General features: G+C 67.7%; 18 protein-coding genes. 6 read left to right on the top strand and 12 right to left on the bottom strand.

All coding sequences use genetic code 11. The features are described 5' to 3' along the window. Positions 1 to 176 precede the first annotated feature (176 nt). The gene (locus tag VAR608DRAFT_RS19630; protein ID WP_088955573.1) at positions 177 to 602 is read left to right on the top strand and encodes a histone H1-like DNA-binding protein; all 426 of its coding nucleotides are present in this window, start codon (positions 177 to 179) and stop codon (positions 600 to 602) included. Between the two features lie 76 nt (positions 603 to 678). On the opposite strand, the gene VAR608DRAFT_RS19625 is transcribed toward VAR608DRAFT_RS19630, so the two are convergent. The 7 genes from VAR608DRAFT_RS19625 to VAR608DRAFT_RS19595 all read right to left on the bottom strand — a co-directional run bounded on the left by VAR608DRAFT_RS19625 (position 679) and on the right by VAR608DRAFT_RS19595 (position 7,096). Then, positions 679 to 1,581 carry a carbohydrate kinase family protein gene (locus VAR608DRAFT_RS19625; protein ID WP_088955572.1) on the bottom strand — a complete coding sequence of 301 codons (903 nt, stop codon included), beginning with the start codon at positions 1,579 to 1,581 and terminating at the stop codon, positions 679 to 681. Between the two features lie 51 nt (positions 1,582 to 1,632). Further along, positions 1,633 to 2,979 (bottom strand): zinc-ribbon and DUF3426 domain-containing protein, encoded by a 1,347-nt coding sequence (locus VAR608DRAFT_RS19620; RefSeq protein WP_088955571.1) that lies wholly within the window; start codon positions 2,977 to 2,979, stop codon positions 1,633 to 1,635. Between the two features lie 43 nt (positions 2,980 to 3,022). Then, positions 3,023 to 3,907: a 50S ribosomal protein L11 methyltransferase gene (gene prmA, locus VAR608DRAFT_RS19615; RefSeq protein WP_088955570.1), complete on the bottom strand. Its 885-nt coding sequence runs from the start codon at positions 3,905 to 3,907 to the stop codon at positions 3,023 to 3,025. Positions 3,908 to 4,046: 139 nt separating this feature from the next. Next, on the bottom strand, positions 4,047 to 5,396 hold the full coding sequence (gene accC, locus VAR608DRAFT_RS19610; protein ID WP_088955569.1) for an acetyl-CoA carboxylase biotin carboxylase subunit: 1,350 nt from the start codon (positions 5,394 to 5,396) through the stop codon (positions 4,047 to 4,049). A gap of 2 nt (positions 5,397 to 5,398) precedes the next feature. After that, positions 5,399 to 5,857, bottom strand: a complete 459-nt coding sequence (accB, locus tag VAR608DRAFT_RS19605; protein WP_088955568.1) for an acetyl-CoA carboxylase biotin carboxyl carrier protein — start codon at positions 5,855 to 5,857, stop codon at positions 5,399 to 5,401. A gap of 115 nt (positions 5,858 to 5,972) precedes the next feature. Beyond that, positions 5,973 to 6,506 carry a TlpA family protein disulfide reductase gene (locus VAR608DRAFT_RS19600; protein ID WP_088955567.1) on the bottom strand — a complete coding sequence of 178 codons (534 nt, stop codon included), beginning with the start codon at positions 6,504 to 6,506 and terminating at the stop codon, positions 5,973 to 5,975. Beyond that, positions 6,503 to 7,096, bottom strand: a complete 594-nt coding sequence (locus tag VAR608DRAFT_RS19595; RefSeq protein WP_088955566.1) for a hypothetical protein — start codon at positions 7,094 to 7,096, stop codon at positions 6,503 to 6,505. Before VAR608DRAFT_RS19595 ends, VAR608DRAFT_RS19600 begins: the two co-directional genes overlap by 4 nt. Positions 7,097 to 7,173: 77 nt before the next feature. On the opposite strand from VAR608DRAFT_RS19595, the gene mpl reads away from it, so the two are divergent. Both mpl and VAR608DRAFT_RS19585 read left to right on the top strand, forming a co-directional pair. Then, positions 7,174 to 8,577, top strand: coding sequence for a UDP-N-acetylmuramate:L-alanyl-gamma-D-glutamyl-meso-diaminopimelate ligase (mpl, locus tag VAR608DRAFT_RS19590; protein WP_088955565.1), 1,404 nt, complete (start codon positions 7,174 to 7,176; stop codon positions 8,575 to 8,577). Positions 8,578 to 8,605: 28 nt separating this feature from the next. Next, entirely contained in the window at positions 8,606 to 9,106 is a 501-nt protein-coding gene (locus tag VAR608DRAFT_RS19585; RefSeq protein WP_443082878.1) for a cupin domain-containing protein, read from the top strand. 26 nt (positions 9,107 to 9,132) lie between these two features. On the opposite strand, the gene VAR608DRAFT_RS19580 is transcribed toward VAR608DRAFT_RS19585, so the two are convergent. From VAR608DRAFT_RS19580 to VAR608DRAFT_RS19570, 3 genes are all read right to left on the bottom strand, one after another. Continuing rightward, complete coding sequence (locus VAR608DRAFT_RS19580) at positions 9,133 to 10,248, bottom strand: 3-deoxy-7-phosphoheptulonate synthase (protein ID WP_088955563.1); 1,116 nt, start codon at positions 10,246 to 10,248, stop codon at positions 9,133 to 9,135. A 256-nt stretch (positions 10,249 to 10,504) separates the two neighbouring features. After that, a complete protein-coding gene (locus tag VAR608DRAFT_RS19575; RefSeq protein WP_443082877.1) occupies positions 10,505 to 12,388 on the bottom strand; it encodes a TRAP transporter large permease in 1,884 nt (627 codons plus the stop codon). Continuing rightward, positions 12,385 to 13,395, bottom strand: coding sequence for a TRAP transporter substrate-binding protein (locus tag VAR608DRAFT_RS19570; protein WP_088955562.1), 1,011 nt, complete (start codon positions 13,393 to 13,395; stop codon positions 12,385 to 12,387). The genes VAR608DRAFT_RS19575 and VAR608DRAFT_RS19570 overlap by 4 nt, the downstream gene beginning before the upstream one ends. Positions 13,396 to 13,560: 165 nt before the next feature. Between VAR608DRAFT_RS19570 and VAR608DRAFT_RS19565 the strand changes: the two genes are divergently transcribed. Next, a complete protein-coding gene (locus VAR608DRAFT_RS19565; RefSeq protein ID WP_088955561.1) occupies positions 13,561 to 14,367 on the top strand; it encodes an SDR family NAD(P)-dependent oxidoreductase in 807 nt (268 codons plus the stop codon). A 13-nt stretch (positions 14,368 to 14,380) separates the two neighbouring features. Here the strand turns inward: VAR608DRAFT_RS19565 and tldD are convergent, their stop codons facing one another. Together tldD and rodA are read right to left on the bottom strand one after the other, a co-directional pair. After that, positions 14,381 to 15,841, bottom strand: a complete 1,461-nt coding sequence (tldD, locus tag VAR608DRAFT_RS19560) for a metalloprotease TldD (protein ID WP_088955560.1) — start codon at positions 15,839 to 15,841, stop codon at positions 14,381 to 14,383. Positions 15,842 to 15,873: 32 nt separating this feature from the next. After that, the gene (gene rodA, locus VAR608DRAFT_RS19555; RefSeq protein ID WP_088955559.1) at positions 15,874 to 17,028 is read right to left on the bottom strand and encodes a rod shape-determining protein RodA; all 1,155 of its coding nucleotides are present in this window, start codon (positions 17,026 to 17,028) and stop codon (positions 15,874 to 15,876) included. 112 nt (positions 17,029 to 17,140) lie between these two features. Between rodA and VAR608DRAFT_RS19550 the strand changes: the two genes are divergently transcribed. Both VAR608DRAFT_RS19550 and VAR608DRAFT_RS19545 read left to right on the top strand, forming a co-directional pair. Further along, positions 17,141 to 17,740, top strand: a complete 600-nt coding sequence (locus VAR608DRAFT_RS19550) for a YqiA/YcfP family alpha/beta fold hydrolase (RefSeq protein WP_088955558.1) — start codon at positions 17,141 to 17,143, stop codon at positions 17,738 to 17,740. A gap of 48 nt (positions 17,741 to 17,788) precedes the next feature. After that, positions 17,789 to 19,849, top strand: a complete 2,061-nt coding sequence (locus tag VAR608DRAFT_RS19545; protein ID WP_088955557.1) for a ribonuclease catalytic domain-containing protein — start codon at positions 17,789 to 17,791, stop codon at positions 19,847 to 19,849. Positions 19,850 to 19,983: the final 134 nt, after the last annotated feature.

The raw sequence follows: 19,983 nt of genomic DNA, 5'->3' as shown, positions 1-19,983 counted from the left end.
GTGAGTTCAGAACTTGCCCTTGCCGACAGACTGCACCGAAGAGTGCGGCATCGGTAGGGCGTCGGTGTTCATGGCGCTGGGGCTGGCCCCAACACCATGGATCGCTTCGCGCTGACAAGCATGCGCGGAGTGCTTCAAGAGGTTGATTTTTTCAACTTGATCAAGGAGAAATAGAAATGGCAACTGCAAAGAAAGCGCCGGCCAAGAAGGCCGCTGCGAAGAAGGCTCCGGCGAAAAAGGCTGCAGCCAAGAAGGCCCCCGCCAAGAAGGTAGCGGCCAAGAAGGTCGTCGCCAAGAAGGCGCCGGCGAAGAAGGCCCCTGCCAAGAAGGTAGCAGCCAAGAAGGCGCCGGCGAAGAAGGCCCCTGCCAAGAAGGTAGCAGCCAAGAAGGCGCCGGCGAAGAAGGCCGCTGCCAAGAAGGCCCCTGCGAAAAAGGCTGCGGCCAAGAAGCCCGCCGCCAAGAAAGCAGCGAAGAAGCCTGCTGCCAAGAAGGCCAAGGCCCCCGCGAAGGCTCCTGCCGTAGCCCCCGCTGCCGCGCCTGCAGCCCAGACGACACTGAATCCCCAGGCAGCTTGGCCGTTCCCCACGGCCAGCAAGCCCTGATTCGATCAGTCGCTGTCAAAGAAAAAGCCCGGTGTTCACGCACCGGGCTTTTTTGTTTGTTGGGTACGGGGCGAAATCAGAGGCCGAGCGATTTGCGATCCACGCTGTAATTCTGCGGGCCGCGCTGGGCGATCTTGAGCGCGCCCAATTGATTGCCGAGTGCCGCGCAGCGAGCGAGCGGCCATTCTTTTTCCAGCCCGTAGAGCAGCGCGCCGCGCCATGCGTCGCCGCAGCCGGTCGGCTCGACCACGGCCGTCGGCGTCACTGCCGCAATGTGCTCGCGCTCGCCCCCTGTCCAGACTTCGCAGCCTTCCGCTGCGAGCGTCACCACCAGCCCGCGCACGCGCCTGGAGATCTCGGCTAGGCTCCAGCCGGTGCGCTGCGAGAGCATCTTGCCTTCGTAGTCGTTGACCACCACCCAGCTCGCGAGATCGACGAAATGCGCCAGTTCCTTGCCGTCGAACATCGGCAGCCCCTGGCCCGGATCGAACACGAACGGAATGCCCGCGGCCTCGAACTGCTCGGCATGCTGCAGCATCGCGTCGCGGCCATCGGGCGCGATGATGCCGATGCGGATGTCCTCGCGCGCAGCGATGCGCGTGATGTGCGCCTGCTGCATCGCGCCCGGGTGGAACGCCGTGATCTGGTTGTTGTCGCGGTCGTTCATGATCATCGCCTGCGCGGTGAAGGTGTCGTCGACCTGGCGGACGAACTCGGTGCTGATGCCGAGCGAACGCAGCCGCTCCACGTAGGAGCCGCCGTCGCTTCCGACGGTGGCCATCGGCAGCGCGTTGCCGCCGAGCGCGTTCAGGCTGTAGGCGATGTTGCCCGCGCAGCCGCCGAAATCACGCCGCAGGCCGGGCACCAGGAACGACACATTGAGGATGTGCAACTGGTCCGGAAGGATCTGGTCGGCGAACCGGCCTTCGAAGGTCATGATCGTGTCGAACGCGAGCGAACCGCAAATCACTGCTGCCATGGATGAACCGTCTGATGGAGTTGTCGAATGGGATGAAGAAGCGCGTGACGCTCAGGGATAGAGCGTCTCGACGCGAAAGCCGGCCACGGGCGGCATGCGCGCAGCCTCCGGACCGGTGAGCCTGAGCGAGAGCGAAGCCGATCGCTCCGACCGCGCGGGCAGGACGTTCGGCGCGCCGAATTCCGCGGGCATGAGCACCCGCCTGACGACCGCGCGCTCCTGCGTATCGAGCAGCGACAGCTCGACCGCCGGCATCGCGAGCGGGACGTCCGCTGTATTGCGCAGCGTGAAGCTGAATCGATAGCCGTCGTCGTTCTTTTCGCGCGCGAACGACGCGCCGTCGACCTTGATGTCGTTGATCTGGCGCAGCGCGGAGATCTCGCAGCCGAGCACCCTGCACATCGACGTCATCGCGGGACGCAGCGAGGGCTGACGGGCGACGATCAGATCGCGCTCCTGATAGGCCATCTGCGCCAGCAGGAGCGCGACCCCGAGGACCGCGAGCAGCGCCATCGAGCGGCGCACCGCGGGACGCTGCCAGAAGCCATTCGCCGGCTCGGCCCCGAGGAATGGGGGCATCTCGGCGGCCATCGGCAGGGTGGCGGGTTCGAGCTCGCTGGCGGCCAGCACCACGGGTGCGGTGTCGGCCTGCGCGGCCTTCCGCTCGCGCGCCATATTGGCCTTCGCGATCTTTGCCGACTTGACGCGCGCGCGGCGCAGCGCCTTGTGCAGTTGCACCTGGCTCGCATCATCCTCGGATGCGGACTCGCTGGCGGTCGCCGAGGTCGCCACGGCCGCAGCCAGCGGCGCCGGCGCGGTGGCAGCAAGCGGCGAGGACAGCGAAAGATCGATGTCGGGAAAGGACAGCGGAGGCGGCACCGGCGGACGAACCGCCGCGCGCCCTTCATCCCCCAGCGACAGCATGTCCGCATCAGGCCATGCCATATCGGGGAGCGCCCCGCGAACGGGCGGGTCGACGTGCGCATCCTCCTCGTCAGGGGCTGCCTCGGGGGCCGGCACCGGATCGGCCGATGGAGGCGCCGGGTCGGCGCTCAGCTCGTCGTGCAGGTCGTCGAAGAAGTCCGTTTCCGCATCGGCGGATGCGGCAGCGTCGGCATGCGCCTCAGGCAAGGCCGAAGGCGCCGGTTCGGCGACAGCCGCCGGTTCATGCGGGACATCGACTTCGGGCGGATGCTCCTCGACCACCGCGTCCGCCACGGGCGAAGGCGGCGCAGCGGGGGGCTCCACGGAGAACTCAGCCGCGTCCTGCAGATCCACGGTCGCATCGAACACCTGGCTGCAGCGCCCGCATCGCACCCATCCGTCGGAGATGCGAAGCTGGTCCCTGACCACCTTGAACGGGGTGGCGCACGCGGGGCAGCGGGTGACCAGACTCATGAGGCGCAGATTGTAGGGTTGCCTCCGCCTGAGGCACGACCGGCTACAGCCGCGCCGTCATCAGGATCCAGCCGTCCTCGCTGTCCGAGACTTCGAGCGACGCATAGGGCGCGTAGGCCTGCTTCAGCTCGTCGGCCTGCCGCTCGAGGATGCCGGCCAGCACCAGCGAGCCCCCCGCTGCCACGTAGCCGCAGAGCAAGGGCGCGAGCACCTTGAGCGGCGTCGCGAGGATGTTCGCCAGCACGATGTCATAGCGGCCGTTCGCAGCGTCCGGCAAGCCGGCATGGAGGCGCACGCCGTTCGCGTCGGCATTGAGGCGCGTCGATTCGACCGCGGCCTCGTCGATGTCGACCGCGTCGATGTCGCGCGCGCCGAACTTCGCCGCGCCGATCGCGAGGATGCCCGAGCCGCATCCGTAGTCGAGCACGCGCAGGCCCGCGAGATCGCCGCGCGAAGCGGTCCAGCGCAGGCACATGCGCGTGGTCGGGTGCGTTCCCGTTCCGAAGGCCAGGCCGGGGTCGAGGCGGATGACCTGCCGCGCCTGTTCCGGCGGCTCATGCCAGGTCGGAACGATCCAGAACTCGGGCGTGATCTCGACCGGCGCGAACTGCGACTGCGTCAATCGCACCCAGTCCTGCTCGGGCACGTCGATCACCCCGACCACGCTGCAGCCGGCGAAGAAGTCCTGCGCGGCGAGCACCGTAGCCGCTTCCCGCGCCGCGTCTTCGGTGGCAAACAGGGCGATCACCCGCGAATGCTGCCAGCCCTCCTTGGGCGGCGGCATGCCGGGCTCGCCGAACAGGGCCTGCTCGGCATCGGTCTGCGCGTCGGCATCCTCGACCGAGACGCTCAGCGCATCGAGCGCGTCGAGCGCATCGCTGACGATCTCGACACTCTCTTCCGGCACAAGCAGGCGAAGTTCAAACACGACAGACCTCAGAACTCTTCTTGGGCGAGCGCAGCGAAGCCCGTTCGCGGGACGCCGTGGAACCGGCTTGGCCGGGCCACTGGCGTCGCCCCCTTGAGGGGGGAGGAGGCTACACGCAGTGAGCAAGCAACGGGGGTGGTCATCGTTTATGCGCCCCCAGCCACTCTTCCAGGTAGTGGATGTTGGTGCCGCCATTCATGAAGTTGGCGTCGACCATCAGTTCGCGGTGCAGCGGCATGTTGGTCTGGATGCCTTCGATCACCGTCTCGTTGAGCGCGGTGCGCATGCGCGCCATGGCCTGCTCCCGCGTGTCGCCGTAGACGATGATCTTGCCGATCATCGAGTCGTAGTTCGGCGGCACGAAGTAGTTCGTGTACGCATGCGAATCCACGCGCACGCCGGGGCCGCCCGGCGGGTGCCACATCGTGATGCGGCCCGGCGAAGGCGTGAACTTGTACGGGTCCTCGGCGTTGATGCGGCACTCGATCGCGTGGCCGCGCATCTCGATCTGGCGCTGCGTGAACGGGAGCTTCTCGCCCGCCGCCACCATGATCTGGGTCTTCACGATGTCGATGCCCGTGGTGAACTCGGTCACCGGATGCTCCACCTGCACCCGCGTGTTCATCTCGATGAAGTAGAACTCGCCGTTCTCGTAGAGGAACTCGAAGGTGCCTGCGCCGCGGTAGCCGATCTTCTTGCAGGCCATCGCGCAGCGCTCGCCGATCTTCTCGATCAGCTTGCGCGGAATGCCCGGGGCGGGCGATTCCTCGATCACCTTCTGGTGGCGGCGCTGCATCGAGCAGTCGCGCTCGCCGAGATAGACCGCGTTCTTGTGCTTGTCGGCCAGCACCTGGATCTCGATGTGGCGCGGGTTCTGGAGGAACTTCTCCATGTACACGGCCGGGTTGTTGAACGCCGCGCCGGCTTCCGCCTTGGTCATCTGGATCGCGTTGATCAGCGCCGCCTCGGTGTGGACCACGCGCATGCCGCGCCCGCCACCGCCGCCCGCGGCCTTGATGATCACCGGATAGCCGATGGCGCGCGCGATGCGCTTGTTGGCCGCGGCATCGTCCGACAGTTCGCCGTCGGAACCGGGCACGCAGGGCACACCGGCCTTGATCATGGCCTGCTTCGCCGACACCTTGTCGCCCATGATGCGGATCGACTCGGGCGAGGGGCCGATGAACTGGAAGCCGCTCTGCTCCACCCGCTCGGCGAAGTTCGCGTTCTCGCTCAGGAAGCCATAACCGGGATGGATGGCCTCGGAGTCCGTCACCTCGGCGGCCGAGATGATGGCGGGCATGTTCAGGTAGCTTTGCGACGAAGGCGCGGGGCCGATGCACACCGCTTCTTCGGCCAGCTTGACGTATTTGGCATCGCGGTCGGCCTCCGAATAGACCATGACGGCCTTGATGCCGAGCTCGCTGCAGGCGCGCTGGATTCTTAAGGCGATCTCACCGCGGTTCGCAACCAGGATCTTCTTGAACATGGTCACTCGATGATGAACAGCGGTTGGCCGTATTCGACCGCCTGGCCGTTCTCGCCGAGGATCTGGGTGATGGTGCCCGCCTTGTCGGCCTCGATTTCGTTGAGGATCTTCATCGCCTCGATGATGCAGAGGGTGTCGCCTTCCTTGACCTGGCTGCCGATCTCGACGAACGCCGGGGCGCCGGGGCTGGACGACCGGTAGAAGGTGCCGACCATCGGCGACTTGACCGCGTGCCCGGTCACTGCCGGTGCGGCGGCGGCCGGCGCTGCGGCGGCGGGCGCAGGGACGCCGGCAATGGCGGGCACTGCCGCCGGGGTGGCAACGGTCTGCACGTACTGGACCGGCGCAGCGGGGCCACCCTTCACGATCCGGACCTTGCCTTCGGTTTCGGTGATTTCCAGCTCGGAAATATTGGATTCAGACACCAGATCGATCAGTGTCTTGAGCTTTCGTAGATCCATGGGACTCCAGCCTCGGCCTTGCCGGTTATTAGAACTTAACTCGCCTGAATTTCGGCTTATTTCGGCGTTTTACCGCCATCTGCCAAATTGGTGGGGCCGGATTCTAGCCGCGATCTCAGGCGCGGCGCCAAGTTTGCAGGTCGCTCGGGTCGAGCCTGCCCATTTTACGCGCCGCGACCGAACCTGAACCATCGATGAAGAGGGTGAACGGCAGGCCGCCCGAGGTGTTGCCGAGGTTCTTGACCAGTTCCGTGCCATGCAGACCGGCCAGCCCGATCGGGTAGCTGACCGGCGTCCTTTCCAGGAACTTGCGCACTGCACTCGGCTGATCGATGGCCAATCCGACAACTTGCCAGCCGTTGACGCCATTTTCGCGGAAGAAGGCGTCGATCATCGGCATTTCCTCGACGCATGGCGGGCACCACGTGGCCCAGAAGTTGATCAGCAGCGGCTTGCCGCGCAGGCTCGCCAGCGACAGCTCGCCGCCCTCCGGCCGGTCGAATCGCTGGGACCAGAAGGCCTCGTCGAGACGCTCGCCGCCCTGCTCCGAGGCGCGATTGCGCCAGTACGCGCCACCGATTCCGGCAGCTGCGGCAAACACCGCGACCCCACCGTAAAGCAGGCCGCGCCGGGTCGGTCCCGAGGTCATCCGTTTTCCTTTTCGATCAGGCGCCGCAGCGCTGCGAGGTTGCCGCGCGGCACGCGATGCTGCGAATCGGGCTTGAGCGCCCCCCGGAGGTCGTCGAGGTCGTACACCATCAGGTGCACGCCGACCTCTTCGCCGAGCGCCCGGCTCGCCGCATGAAGGCTCAGCGCCTCCACCTGCTCGCCGTGGAAGCCGGTGACCATGCGCGGCTCGTAGTCCACATGGTGGTCGATCAGCGCGATTTCGGCCGATTTCGGGTCGTCGCAGAAGAGTTGGATGTAGATGTCGGAAAGCCGCGTCGCGGTGCCGTGCCAGACGGCGCCGCCGATATGCGGGCGGAATTCCGCCATGTGCTCCATCCATTCGAGCGCGAGGACCCGCAACGCATGCAGTTCCTTGGGCTGCGTGTCGGCGCAATAAAGCCGGATGTAGTCGCGCACCTCGGCCTCGATCTCGTCGTTGTTGGGCAGCGCGGTGCGCGCAGGAAGTCCCAGGTCGCGCAGCGCGCGGCGTTTCGCGGGGCCGTATTCGAGCCCCTCCTCGACCACGAGGCGGGCCGCAGTCGCGGCGATTTCCTGCTTGGCATCGTCCATCGGGCCATTTTGCCCTCAGTAGCGCGTGCGCAGAAGGCCGGGCGCCAGCGTCCCTACCGCATCCCTAGAATCGGCCGATGCACATTCACATTCTCGGCATCTGCGGCACCTTCATGGGCGGCCTTGCCGCGCTGGCGCGCGAAGCCGGCCACAGGGTGACCGGCTGCGACGCCGGCGTCTATCCGCCGATGAGCGACCAGCTGCGCGCGCTCGGGATCGATCTCATCGAAGGCTTCGGTGCCGATCAACTGGCGCTCAAGCCCGATGTCTTCGTGGTCGGCAACGTGGTTTCCCGCGCCCGGCTGGCCGACGGAACGCCCAAGTTTCCGTTGATGGAAGCCATTCTCGACGCCGGCGCGAACTACACCAGCGGTCCGCAGTGGCTGGCGGAGCACGTGCTCCAGGGCCGGCATGTGCTGGCCGTCGCCGGGACCCACGGCAAGACGACCACGACCTCGATGCTGTCCTGGATCCTCGAGCGCGCCGGACTGGCGCCGGGCTTCCTGGTGGGCGGCGTGCCGCTGGACTTCGGCGTGTCCGCCCGGCTGGGCCGCGGCGGGAAGTCCACCTTCGTGATCGAGGCCGACGAATACGACACCGCCTTCTTCGACAAGCGCAGCAAGTTCGTCCACTACCGTCCGCGCACCGCGATCCTGAACAACCTGGAGTTCGATCACGCGGACATCTTCGACGACCTCGCGGCGATCGAGCGGCAGTTCCACCATCTCGTGCGAACCGTCCCGGCGAGCGGCCGGATCGTCGTCAACGCGACCGAAGAAAGCCTGCGCCGCGTTCTGGCCCAGGGCTGTTGGAGTCCGCTCGCGCGCTTCGGCGCCGGCGGCGAATGGCAGGCGCAAGGCACGCATGACGCCTTCGAGGTGCTGCGCGGCGGCGCCTCCGTCGGCCGCGTCCAGTGGGCGCTCACCGGACAGCACAACCAGATGAACGCACTCGCGGCGATCGCGGCGGCCGAGCACGTCGGCGTCGCGCCGGCCGCGGCGGCCGACGCGCTCGGCAGCTTTCGCAACGTGCGCCGCCGCATGGAGCTGCGCGGCGTGGTGGACCGCCCGCAGGGCGCGATCGCGGTGTATGACGATTTCGCGCATCACCCGACAGCCATCCGCACGACCCTGGACGGCCTGCGCCAGAAGCTGGACGCCGACGGCCGCAGGGCCGACCGGATCCTCGCGGTCTTCGAGCCCCGCAGCAACACGATGAAGCTGGGCACCATGGCCGCGCAGTTGCCCTGGAGCCTCGAATCGGCCGATCTGTCGTTCTGCCACAGCGGCGGGCTGGACTGGGACGCGGCGGCAGCACTCGCGCCGCTCGGCGAGCGCTCGAAAGTCGCCGCCGGTATCGATGCGCTGGTCCCCCAGGTGGTGGCCGCCGCCCGGCCGGGCGATCACATCGTGTGCATGAGCAACGGCGGCTTCGGCGGCGTGCACGACAAGCTGCTGGCTTCGCTGCGCGCATCGCGGTGACTCGGCCCCGAGGTCTAACATTCGCACCATGCGCGCACAGGAACTGATCAGAACCCTGAACCTGCAGCCCCATCCGGAGGGCGGCTGGTTTCACGAGATCTACCGCTCATCGGCGCAGGTGCAGCCCGATGACGGCCGGCCCGCGCGCGATGCGCTCACGACCATCTACTTCCTGCTCGAGGCGCACCAGCATTCGCGCTGGCACCGCGTGCAGTCCGACGAGGTGTGGATCCATCTGGAAGGCGCGCCACTGGCGCTCTGGACCAGCGATGCCGCGCTGCGCACGCCGCCGGCGCATGTGCGGCTGGGCCCGGTCGACGTCCACGGCACGCGGCCCCAGCACACGGTGCCGGCGGGCCAGTGGCAGGCGGCGCAGCCGATCAAAGGCCAGGGCGACGCGGACTACACGCTGGTGAGCTGCACCGTCGGGCCGGGCTTCGACTTCGACGACTTCGCCTTCATGCGCCCCGACGGCGACGAGGCCGCCTTGCTGCGGCACCACTGGCCGGAGCTGGCCGCGCTGATCTGAAGCGCGGCCCCCCGGCCCGGACGCACTCAGCCGCGGCGGCGCTTGACCGCCTGCGACAGCAGTTCGAGCACGTGGCTCGAATCCTCCCAGCCCAGGCACGCATCGGTGATGCTCTTGCCGTATTCGAGGCCCTCGATCGAGTCCTTGCCCGGCGTGAACTTCTGGGCGCCGGCATGCAGATGGCTCTCGACCATCAGGCCGAAGATGCTGCGGCTGCCGGCCGCCACCTGCGCCGCGATGTCCTTCGCGACATCGATCTGCTTCTGGTGCTGCTTGCTGCTGTTGGCATGGCTGCAATCGACCATCAGCGTGGGATGCAGCTTGGCCGCCTCGAGGTCCTTGCATGCGGCCGCGACGCTCGCGGCATCGTAGTTGGGCGCCTTGCCGCCGCGCAGGATCACGTGGCAGTCCTTGTTGCCGTTGGTCTGCACGATCGCGACCTGCCCGTTCTTGTGCACCGAGAGGAAGTGATGCCCGCGCGCCGCCGCCTGGATCGCATCGGTCGCGATGCGGATGTTGCCGTCGGTGCCGTTCTTGAAGCCGATCGGTGCCGACAGGCCCGAGGCCAGCTCGCGATGCACCTGGCTTTCGGTGGTACGGGCACCGATCGCGCCCCACGAGATCAGGTCGCCGATGTACTGCGGCGAGATCACGTCGAGGAACTCGCTGCCGGCCGGCAGGCCCATGCGGTTGATCTCGATCAGCAGCTGGCGCGCGATGCGCAGGCCCTCGTCGATGCGGAAGCTTTCGTCGAGGTACGGGTCGTTGATCAGGCCCTTCCAGCCGACCGTGGTGCGCGGCTTCTCGAAATACACGCGCATCACGATCTCCAGCGTGCCGGCGTATTTCTCGCGCTCGGCCTTCAGGCGCCGCGCGTATTCGAGGGCGGCCGCCGGGTCGTGGATCGAGCACGGCCCCATCACGATCAGCAGCCGGTCGTCCTTGCCGGACATGATGTGGTGGATGGCCCGGCGGGTGCCGGTGATGAGGGTTTCGACCTGCGTCCCCCGGATCGGGAAGAAACGGATCAGGTGTTCTGGAGGAGGCAACACAGTGATGTCCTTGATGCGTTCGTCGTCGGTCCGGCTGGTCTTTTCGACGTTCGCATACCAGTTGTCGCTAGCGGCGGCTTTGGAGCTCATGTGTTGTTCCTTCGGTTGTGTCGTGATTTCGTGGGGCAAGAAAAAACCGCCGGGCTTTTGGCACCGGCGGTTCTGGGAGGTTCTGTTTGTCTGCTTGCTTTACGCGCGCGCCTCTCGTCCGCCGATATTCGGGAACCAAAAGTAGGCAAAGAAATAAGCGCGGAGAGCGGACATCGGTGTCGAATGTAGCACAGGCGCCGGTGGATCCGAAATTTCGGGCTTCTGCGCGGCGCAACGCGCAGGCCGTCGAGCAAGGCTAGAGAAAGCCGATGGACAGCCACGGCACGGCCGCGATCACGACGATGCCGATCAGGAGCGCCAGCATGTAGCCGACCATCGGCCCGATCGCACGATCGGGGTGCACGCGAGCGATCGCGCAGGCGGCATAGAAGCCGACGCCCAGCGGCGGCGCGAACAGGCCCAGGCCCATGGAAAGGGTCGCGACCATCGCATAGTGCACCTCGTGCACGCCCATCGACCGCGCGATCGGGAACAAGAGCGGCCCGAACAGCACGATCGCCGGAATCCCTTCCAGGACCGAACCGAGCACCACGAAGGCGAGGATCGACATCGCGAGGAAGGTCGGCGCGCCGCCGGGAAGTGTGGCCATCGAGCCGGCCAGCCAGCCGGAGAACCCGGACTGCGTGAGCCCCCATGCCATTGCCGTCGCGGTGCCGATGATCAGCAGGATCGCCCCCGAGAGCGACGCCGTGCTGACCAGCATGGGCCCGAGACGGCGCCAGTCGAACTGGCGATACAAGAGGAGGCCGACGACGATCGCGTAGGCGATGCCGATCGTCGACACCTCGGTGGCGGTCGCCACGCCCTCGACCACCGCGGCGCGAATGACGAACGGCAATGCGAGCGCGGGCAAGGCGATCGCGAACAGGCGGCCGATCTCGCGCCATGGCCTGCGCGGCGTCCGGCTCGCGTCGTCGCCGCGGCTGCGTCGATGGACAACGACGCAAAGCCCGATGCCCAGCACCACGGCCGGCAGCAAGCCACCGGTGAAGAGCGCGGCGATCGACACGCCGGTGGCCGAGCCGATGGCGATGAGCACCAGGCTCGGCGGCACCGTCTCGGTCTGCGCGCCCGTGGCCGCGAGCAGGGCGACCAGCTCGCCGTCGTCCGCGCCGCGCTGCTTCATCTCCGGAAACAACGCGGGCGCGACCGCGGCCATGTCGGCGGCCTTCGCCCCCGAGATGCCCGACACGAGGTACATCGCGCCGACCAGCACGTAGGACAGCCCGCCGCGAACATGGCCGAGCAGGCTGGCCAGAAAGGCGACCATCGCGCGCGCCATGCCTGTCATCTCGATCAGCAGGCCGAGAAAGACGAACAGCGGCACCGCCAGCAGGATGAGGTGCGACATGCCTTCGTCCATGCGCCCGATGATGACCGGCAGCGGCGTCTCGGTGCCGAGCGCCAGATAGCTGAAGGTTCCGAGGCCGAAGGCGAAGGCGATGGGAATGCCGGCGAACACGCTTCCCGCGGCGACGCCGACGAAGAAGATCAACAGATTGAGGCGCCCGAGATCCGCGAAGGCGGAGCGCCCGAACCAGAAGGCCGCGATCACCGCCGCGACGATCGCCACGGCCTGCAGCGCCGGCCGGCGCCGCGCATGGCGAAGAAGCCGCAAGAGCGAGAACGCGGCCATCAGCAGGATGCCCGCAGGCAGCGCCGCGGCGCGCCACAGGTTGGAGATCTCGAGCGCAGGCGTCGTGATCGCGCCCTCGTCCGCCGCGTACTGCCATGCGGGCCACGCCACGAGCGCCAGGAAGGCCAGGGCAGCGCAAGTCGCGATCGCCTCGAACATCTCCCGTCCCGGCGGTGCGAGTCTCGACACCAGCGCGGTCATGCGCATGTGCTCGCCGCGCCGCAGCGCGATCACCGCGCCCAGCATCGCCAGCCACACGAACAGGATCGAGGCCAGCTCATCGGACCAGACGAGCGGGCGATGGAGCACGAAACGCGAGAAGACGCCCGCGAACAACACGACGATGTCCGCGACCACGAGCAATGCGGCCGGCCCCTCGACGAGCCAGCCCAGCGCGACGTCGAGCCGCGCCAGGCCGCGGCGCCAGGCCGTCTCGGCGGGGTGCTCGCCCGGCAGGTCTTGCAGGCGCGGCGCGGTCGTCACGCCAGCTTGCCGGCGCCGCGCTCGAGCAGCGCCCAGGCCTCGTCGCCGTACTTGGATTTCCACTCCGAATAGAAGCCCGCCTTGCGCAGCTGGGCCCGGAAGGCCGTCGGATCGGGCTGGTTGAAGGCGAGCCCCTTGGCCGCGAGTTCCTTCTGCAGGTTCGCGTTCAGCTCGGCGACGTCGGCGCGCTCCTTCATGCCGGCCGCGTTGATGTTCTTGGCGACGATGGCCTGCAGGTCCTGCGGCAGCTTGTCCCAGCTGCGCTTGTTGGCGAGGAACCAGAAGCCGTCCCACATGTGGTTGCTGAGCGAGCAGTACTTCTGCACTTCGTAGAGCTTGGCCGTCGCGATGATGGCCAGCGGATTCTCCTGGCCATCGACGATCCGGGTCTGCAGCGCGGAGTAGACCTCGGCGAAGTTGATCGAAGCCGGCGATGCGTCGAGCGCCTTGAACATCGAGGTCCACAGCGGCGAGACCGGCACGCGGATCTTCAAGCCCTTCATGTCCTCGGGCGTCGCGATCGGTTTGCTCGACGAGGTGATCTGGCGGAATCCGTTGTCCCAGATCTTGTCCATCACGACGAGGTTGGCCTTCGCGATCTGGCCGCGGATGAAGGCCCCGAGCTCGCCATCCATGGCCTTCCACACGCTGGCATAGTCATTGAAGGCGAACCCGATCCCGCTGATCGAGGCCGACGGCACGAGCGTCGACAGGATCAGGCCCGACAGGGTGAAGAACTCGATGCCGCCGGAGCGCAGCTGGCTCAGCATGTCGGTGTCGGAGCCGAGCTGGTTGTTGGGGTAGAGCTGGATATCGACGCGCCCCTGGGTCTCTGCGCGGATCGCGTCGGCCATCTCCTTCGCCCGGATGTTCATCGGGTGGCTGACCGGCAGGTTGTTCGCGTACTTGTAGGTGAACTCGGCCTTCTGCGCAAAGGCCCGGCTGGCCGGGATCGCGAGGGCCGATGCGCCGCTGGCCGCAAGTATCCGGCGTCGAGTGAAATTCATTCGCTGTCTCCTTTTTGGTGGTGTCTGTGGGGGCGAACTCGCGGCATGCACCCCGGAGGACGGGCGCCGCGCTCCTCGGGGCGGGAGTATAGGGCGCGGGATCAACCATCGCGGACGCCGCAGATACACTGCGGCAGGCACGTCCGCCCCCTCTCACGAAGTCCCATGAACACGTCCACATCCCCCTCCCCGGTCGCCGTCGTCACCGGAGGCGCTCGCGGCATCGGCCTGGAGATCGGCCGCTGGTTCCTCGCGCACGGCTGGCGCGTCGCGCTGATCGACATCGACCGCGAAACGCTGGAGCCCGCCGCGGCCGCGCTCGATCGGCCCGACGCGGTCCTCGCCCTGCACCGCGACGTCTCGGATCCCGAAGCGGTGCGCACCGGTATCGATGCCGTGGCCTCGCATTTCGGGCGCATCGACGCGCTGGTCAACAACGCCGGCATCGCGGTGTTCAAGCCGATCGGGGAAACGTCGTTCGAGGAATGGCGCAGCGTGCTCGGCGTCAATCTCGACGGCGCCTTCCTGTGCACCCAGGCGTGCGCGCCGGTGATGCTGAGGACAGGGGGCGGCGCGGTAGTCAACATCGCATCGATTTCCGGCCTTCGCGCCAGCACGCTGCGCGTGGCCTACGGCACCAGCAAGGCCGCGCTCATCCATCTCACCAAGCAGCAGGCGGTGGAACTCGGCAATGCCGGCATCCGCGTGAACGCCATCGCGCCGGGGCCGGTCGAGACCGAGATGGCCAAGCTGGTCCACAGCGTGGCCATCCGCTCGGACTACTACGACACCATCCCGCTCGGGCGCTACGGCACGACCGAGGAGATGGCGGCCACCGTGGGCTTCCTTTGCAGTCCGGCGGCCAGCTTCATCAACGGCCAGGTGATCGCCGTCGACGGCGGCTTCGATGCCGCGGGTGTCGGCCTGCCGACCTTGCGCCGACGCGCGGGACAGGCCCCGAAAGAGGACTGAGCGACGGGGACGATCAGGCGGTTCCGCCGACCGTGAGGCCGTCGATCCGCAGGGTCGGCTGGCCGACGCCGACCGGCACGCTCTGGCCTTCCTTGCCGCAGGTGCCGACGCCGGAGTCGAGCGCCATGTCGTTGCCGATCATGGTCACGCGGGTCAGCGCGTCGGGGCCATTGCCCACCAGCGTCGCGCCTTTCACGGGGTACTGGACCTTGCCGTTCTCCACCCAGTAGGCCTCGCTGGCCGAGAACACGAACTTGCCGCTCGTGATGTCGACCTGGCCGCCGCCGAAGTTGACGGCATAGAGGCCCTTCTTGATGCTGGCGACGATTTCATCGGGCGCACGGCTGCCGGCCAGCATGTAGGTGTTGGTCATGCGCGGCATCGGCGAATGCGCGTAGCTCTCGCGCCGGCCGTTGCCGGTGGGCGCGGTCTTCATCAGGCGGGCGTTGAGCGAATCCTGGATGTAGCCCTTGAGGATGCCGTCCTCGATCAGCACGTTGCGCTGCGTCGGGTTGCCTTCGTCGTCGACGTTGAGCGAGCCGCGGCGGTCGGCGATGGTGCCGTCGTCGAGTACGGTCACGCCCTTGGCCGCGACGCGCTCGCCGATGCGGCCCGAGAACGCACTCGAGCCCTTGCGGTTGAAGTCGCCCTCCAGCCCGTGGCCGATGGCTTCGTGCAGCAGGATGCCGGGCCAGCCGGGGCCGAGCACGACGGTCATTTCGCCGGCCGGCGCGGGGCGTGAATCGAGATTGGTGAGCGCGGACTTGACCGCCTGGTCGACGTATTCGGCGATCTGCTCGTCGTCGAAGTACGCCAATCCGAAACGGCCGCCACCGCCGCCGGACCCGACTTCGCGGCGCCCGTTCTGCTCGGCGATCACCGTCACCGACAGGCGCACCAGCGGACGCACGTCCGCCGCCAGCGTGCCGTCGGCGCGCGCGACCAGCACCACGTCGTATTCGCTCGCCAGCCCGGCCATGACCTGCGAGACGCGCGGATCGCGCGAGCGCGCGAGCTTCTCGACCTTTTCGAGCAGCTGGACCTTGCCGGTGCTGTCGAGCGTGGCGATCGGGTCGATGCCGCCGTAGAGCGAGCGGCTGCTCGCGATCTTGCGTGCCGGCGCCTTGACCCGGGCCGAGCGGCCGGCGGCCGAAATGCTGCGCACCGTGCGCGCCGCATCGAGCAGCGAGGCTTCCGAGATGTCGTCCGAATAGGCGAACGCCGTCTTTTCGCCGCTCACCGCGCGCACGCCGACGCCCTGGTCGATGCTGAAGCTGCCGGTCTTGACGATGCCTTCCTCGAGGCTCCAGCCTTCGCTGCGCGTGTACTGGAAGTAGAGATCGGCGTCATCCACCTTGTGCGCGGCGATTTCGGCGAGCGCACGCGTGAGGTGCGATTCGTCGAGACCGAAGGGCGTGAGCAGGAGTTGCTGCGCCGTGGCCAGGCGCTCGATGGTGGGTTCGCGGGAAATCATCAGGGGATTCTAGGCTTGCCCCTGCAATCGCGCTAAGTCTGAACCAGCCTCTTGGCCCGGGCGATGGACATCAGGATCCCGAGCCCCAGCCCCAGCGTGACCATCGCGGTGCCGCCGTAGCTGATGAAGGGCAGCGGCACGCCCACCACCGGCAGGATGCCGCTCACCATGCCCATGTTCACGAAGGCGTAGGTGAAGAAGATCATGGTCACCGCGCCGGCCAAGAGGCGCGAGAAGAGCGTCGGCGCATCGAGCGCGATGAGCAGGCCACGGAAGATCAGGAAGATGAACGAGACGATCAGGAACAGGTTGCCGACCAGACCGAACTCCTCGGAGTAGGCCGCGAAGATGAAGTCGGTGGTGCGCTCGGGGATGAATTCCAGGTGCGTCTGCGTGCCCTGCATGAAGCCCTTGCCGGGCACGCCGCCGGAGCCGATCGCGATCATCCCCTGGATGATGTGGAAGCCCTTGCCGAGCGGGTCCTTGGTCGGATCGAGCAGCGTGCAGATGCGCTGCTTCTGGTAGTCGTGAAGAACGCGCCAGTCGAAGCCGTCCGCGCAGAGCTGCGACTCGAAGCCGACGACCAGCGCCACCGCGACGAGGCCGATGACGACCGGCGGCACGATGAGCTTCCAGGGCAGCCCGGCGAAGAAGATCACCGACAGCCCGGTCGCCAGCACCAGCAGCGCGGTGCCAAGATCGGGCTGCTTCATGATGAGGCCGACCGGAACCGCGAGCAGCACCGTCGCCACCACGAAGTCGAGCGCCCGCAACTGGCCCTCGCGGCGCTGGAACCACCAGGACAGCATCAGCGGCATCGCGATCTTGAGGATCTCGCTGGGCTGGATCACGACGCCCACGTTGATCCAGCGCTGCGCACCCTTCTTGGTGATCCCGAAGAGCGCGACCGCCACCAGCAGCGCCACGCCGAGGACATAGAGCGGCGCCGCGAACTTCATCAGTCGCTGCGGCGGCACCTGCGCCACCACGAACATGATGCCGGCCGCGAGCACCATGTTCCGGCCATGGTCCACGAAGCGCGTGCCATGGTCGTAGCCGGACGAGTACATCGTGAGCAGCCCGGCCCCGGCCAGCAGGAGGACGGCGAAAAGGAGGTAGCCGTCGAAACCCTGGAAGACCGGCAACAGGCGGCGCGCGAGCGAGGGTTGATGAAGGACGGCTGACATAGCCCTCGATTATCCCCCGCGCCGCGCCCCGGCCCCACGGGCAGTGGGGCCGGCGACCGTTCGGTCCGGTCGGCTTTCGGGGCCGTTCAGGGTGCGTTCGGATAATTGCCCTATGAATTCCGCGCCGCCCATCACCCACCTGCTCTATCTGCACGGCTTCCGCTCCTCGCCGCAGTCCACCAAGGCCCGGCTGATGGCGCAGCGCATCGCCCGGCAGCACCCCGCAACGGCCTGGTGGTGCCCCCAGCTCCCGCCGTCGCCGAAGGCCGCCATCGAGCTCGTCATGTCGGGCACCGCCGGCTGGCCGCGCGCTTCGATGGGCGTGGTGGGCTCCTCGCTCGGCGGCTTCTATGCCACCCACGTCGCGCAGAAGGCGGGGTGCCGCGCGGTGCTGCTCAACCCGGCGGTGCATCCGGCCCGCGATCTGGCCGCCTACATCGGCGACCAGGTGGCCTGGCACGACCCGAGCGAGCATTTCTATTTCCGGCCCGAATACATCGACGAGCTGCGCGCGCTCGAGGTCGGCCCGCTGGCGCATCCGGAACGCCTCTTCGCGGTCATCGCCAAGGGCGACGAGGTGCTGGACTGGAAGGAAATGTCCGCCCGCTATCCGGGGAGCCGGCTCAAGATCGTCGAAGGCGAGGACCACGCGCTCAGCGATTTCGAGCGCAGCCATCTCGACGAGGTGCTGGCTTTCCTGAACCCCGCCTGAGCGCCCGGACCGCCGGAAGCCGCTGCACTGCGTGGGACAATCCGCGCCATGTTTGTATTGTTCGAAGAAGCCGGAAAGTACCTCGGCGGCCGCGTCCTGTCGGAGGCCGAGTCATCGGCCCAGGTCGAGCTCGAGACCGGCAAGCGCGTCAAGGTCAAGGGCGCCAACATCGTGCTGCGCTTCGAAAAGCCCGCGCCGGCCGAGCTGGTGGCGCAGGCGCGCGAGCTGGCCGCCGGCGTCGACCTCGATCTGGCCTGGGAGTTCGCTCCCGAAGGCGAATTCGGCTTCGCGGAACTCGCGGCCGAATACTTCCAGGCCCAACCCACGCTGGCGCAGCAGGCCGCGGCGCTGCTCGCGCTCTTCGATGCGCCGCACTACTTCCGCCGCGCCGGCAAGGGCCGCTTCAAGAAGGCGCCGGCCGAGATCCTGCAGCAGGCGCTCGCCGCCATCGAGAAGAAGAAGGCCCTCCAGGCGCAGATCGTCGAATGGTCGGCACAGCTCGCCGCGGGCGAATGTCCCGCCCCCGTGCGGGAGCAGCTCTTCAAGATCCTCTTCAAGCCCGACAAGAACGCGCCCGAATACAAGGCGGTGGTCGAAGCGGCGCGCGCCACCCAGCGCCCGCCGCTCGAACTGCTGAAGCAGGCGGGCGCGATCGATTCGTCCTACCAGTTCCACTGGCGGCGCTTCCTGTTCGAGAACTTCCCGAAGGGCACCGGCTTTCCCGGGCTCGATGCGCCCGCGATCGCGGACGACCTGCCCGTGGCCAAGGTCGAGGCCTTCTCGATCGACGATTCGCACACCACCGAGATCGACGATGCCCTCTCGGTGCAGGGCCTGGGCAGCGGCACGGTCGTGGTCGGCATCCACATCGCCGCGCCGGGCCTCGCACTGCTGCCGGGCAGCACGATCGACCAGGTGGCGCGCTCGCGCATGTCCACGGTCTACATGCCGGGCTACAAGATCACGATGCTGCCGGACCACGTGGTCGATGCCTACACGCTGCAGGAAGGCCGCGACTGCCCCGCCGTGTCGCTCTACGCCACCTTCGATGAATCGACGCTCGAATTGAAGTCGACCGAGACGCGCCTGGAGCGCGTGCCGATCGTTGCCAACCTGCGCCACGACCAGCTCGACACCGTGATCTCGCAGGCGTGGCTCGAGGACCCATCGGTGCAGGCCGACGGCACGCCCGAGGTGGCGACGCGCGTTCGCCAGCCGCTCGGCTTCCTCTTCCGCCTCGCGAAGCACCTGAAGGCACGGCGCGAAGTGGTTCGCGGCAAGCCCGAAACCTTCACCCGGCCCGACTACACCTTCCGGCTCGTGGGCAACGACGGCGAGCCCAGCGGCGCCGAACAGGTGCAGATCACCACGCGCCAGCGCGGCGCACCGCTCGACCTGATCGTTTCCGAGGCCATGATCCTGGCCAACAGCAGCTGGGGCGGCTGGCTCGCCGAACTGGGCGTGCCGGGCCTCTACCGCAGCCAGGCCAGCCTGCTGCCCGGCATCAAGGTGCGCATGGGCACGCGCGCGCTGCCGCATGCGGGCCTCGGCGTGAAGAGCTATGCCTGGAGCACCTCGCCGCTGCGCCGCTACACCGACCTCGTGAACCAGTGGCAGATCATCGCCGCCGCGCGGCACGGCAAGACCGCCGCGCTCGCCGCGCCCTTCAAGCCGAAGGACGCCGACCTGTTCTCGATCCTGTCCGGCTTCGACGCCGCCTACAGCGCCTACAACGCGCACCAGGGCGGCATGGAGCGCTTCTGGACGCTCAAGTACCTGGAGCAGGAAGGCATCACCGAGCTCGACGCCACGCTGATCAAGGACGTGCCGAACGGCGCGATGGTGCGCGCCGACACGCTGCCGCTGGTGTTCCAGGTGACCGGTACGCAAGGGCTGCAGCGCGGCGCGCGGGTGCGCGTCAAGCTCGGCGAGGTCGACGAGATCGCGCTGGACGTGCACGGCACGGTCATCGCGCGGCTCGACACCGCTGCCGCCGAAGCGGCGCCCGAGGAAGAAGGCGCCGAGGACGAGGAAGAAGTCGCCGGCCCCATCGCGATCGCGGTGGACCTGACCGACAGCGAAGCTGCCACAGAGAACACGCCTGCATGAAAGGCCGCCGGACATGTCAGTTCCCCATCACGCTCCGCGAACTCCACAACGCATGAACCCGGCGCGACTCAACCCAGGAACCCCGCGGAACCGGCTCTGCCGGGCCGCTGGGGTTGCCCCCTGGAAGGGGGTGT

Origin of the sequence: Variovorax sp. HW608, from assembly GCF_900090195.1 — a bacterium.
Taxonomy (GTDB): domain Bacteria; phylum Pseudomonadota; class Gammaproteobacteria; order Burkholderiales; family Burkholderiaceae_C; genus Variovorax.
This window is presented reverse-complemented; position numbering and strand designations above follow the sequence as displayed.

What these genes read in the sequence shown, in the direction of transcription:
- VAR608DRAFT_RS19550 (WP_088955558.1), top strand. Translation starts at nt 17,141, where the DNA reads ATGAATTCCGCGCCGCCCATCACCCACCTGCTCTATCTGCACGGCTTC.
- VAR608DRAFT_RS19580 (WP_088955563.1), bottom strand. Translation starts at nt 10,248, where the DNA reads ATGAGCTCCAAAGCCGCCGCTAGCGACAACTGGTATGCGAACGTCGAA.
- VAR608DRAFT_RS19595 (WP_088955566.1), bottom strand. Translation starts at nt 7,096, where the DNA reads ATGGACGATGCCAAGCAGGAAATCGCCGCGACTGCGGCCCGCCTCGTG.
- VAR608DRAFT_RS19545 (WP_088955557.1), top strand. Translation starts at nt 17,789, where the DNA reads ATGTTTGTATTGTTCGAAGAAGCCGGAAAGTACCTCGGCGGCCGCGTC.
- VAR608DRAFT_RS19620 (WP_088955571.1), bottom strand. Translation starts at nt 2,979, where the DNA reads ATGAGTCTGGTCACCCGCTGCCCCGCGTGCGCCACCCCGTTCAAGGTG.
- VAR608DRAFT_RS19630 (WP_088955573.1), top strand. Translation starts at nt 177, where the DNA reads ATGGCAACTGCAAAGAAAGCGCCGGCCAAGAAGGCCGCTGCGAAGAAG.
- VAR608DRAFT_RS19600 (WP_088955567.1), bottom strand. Translation starts at nt 6,506, where the DNA reads ATGACCTCGGGACCGACCCGGCGCGGCCTGCTTTACGGTGGGGTCGCG.
- rodA (WP_088955559.1), bottom strand. Translation starts at nt 17,028, where the DNA reads ATGTCAGCCGTCCTTCATCAACCCTCGCTCGCGCGCCGCCTGTTGCCG.
- VAR608DRAFT_RS19565 (WP_088955561.1), top strand. Translation starts at nt 13,561, where the DNA reads ATGAACACGTCCACATCCCCCTCCCCGGTCGCCGTCGTCACCGGAGGC.
- accB (WP_088955568.1), bottom strand. Translation starts at nt 5,857, where the DNA reads ATGGATCTACGAAAGCTCAAGACACTGATCGATCTGGTGTCTGAATCC.
- VAR608DRAFT_RS19585 (WP_443082878.1), top strand. Translation starts at nt 8,606, where the DNA reads ATGCGCGCACAGGAACTGATCAGAACCCTGAACCTGCAGCCCCATCCG.
- VAR608DRAFT_RS19570 (WP_088955562.1), bottom strand. Translation starts at nt 13,395, where the DNA reads ATGAATTTCACTCGACGCCGGATACTTGCGGCCAGCGGCGCATCGGCC.
- accC (WP_088955569.1), bottom strand. Translation starts at nt 5,396, where the DNA reads ATGTTCAAGAAGATCCTGGTTGCGAACCGCGGTGAGATCGCCTTAAGA.
- tldD (WP_088955560.1), bottom strand. Translation starts at nt 15,841, where the DNA reads ATGATTTCCCGCGAACCCACCATCGAGCGCCTGGCCACGGCGCAGCAA.
- mpl (WP_088955565.1), top strand. Translation starts at nt 7,174, where the DNA reads ATGCACATTCACATTCTCGGCATCTGCGGCACCTTCATGGGCGGCCTT.
- VAR608DRAFT_RS19625 (WP_088955572.1), bottom strand. Translation starts at nt 1,581, where the DNA reads ATGGCAGCAGTGATTTGCGGTTCGCTCGCGTTCGACACGATCATGACC.